General features: G+C 60.1%; 1 protein-coding gene. It reads left to right on the forward strand.

Features of this window, described 5'->3' with window-relative positions:
- Positions 1 to 530 (forward strand): efflux RND transporter periplasmic adaptor subunit (locus AC1DH9_RS30715; protein WP_477809527.1); only part of this gene is annotated, 530 nt, incomplete at both ends.

The raw sequence follows: 530 nt of genomic DNA on the forward strand, positions 1-530 counted from the left end.
GCCTTCGCCCCGGCGAGCAGCACTTATGACACCGCGATTTATGCGAACGGGATTATCGAAAGCGAGCAGCCCGGCGGTTCCAACATCGTGATTTACCCGCAGGTTTCCGGGCCGATCACTCAAGTGCTGGTGCAAGAAGGGCAGGCTKTCACCCGTGGTACGCCCCTGGTGACCATCGATGACGCCGTGCCCAGGGCAAACTTCGAATTGGCGCAAGCCAGTCTGAAAACCGCTCAGGACCAATACACCAAGCGCCTGGCGTCCTACGGGATTGATCCCAAGTCCATCAGCAAGGACACGCTGGACACCGCAAAGAATACCGCGGCCCAGGCACAGGCAGCGCTCAAGGCGGCGAATGCCACGCTTGCGCAATATGCGATCAAGGCCCCGGTGGATGGCGTGGTCCTGGCCATCAATACCACCGTGGGCAGTTATGTGTCGCCGCAGGGCGCCTATGACCCGTATATCCAGCAATTCAGCCCGTTGGCGGTGATGAGCGCTGAACAGACCTATCTGGCGGTACGCTGCTA

Source organism: Pseudomonas sp. 05T35, from assembly GCF_056396605.1.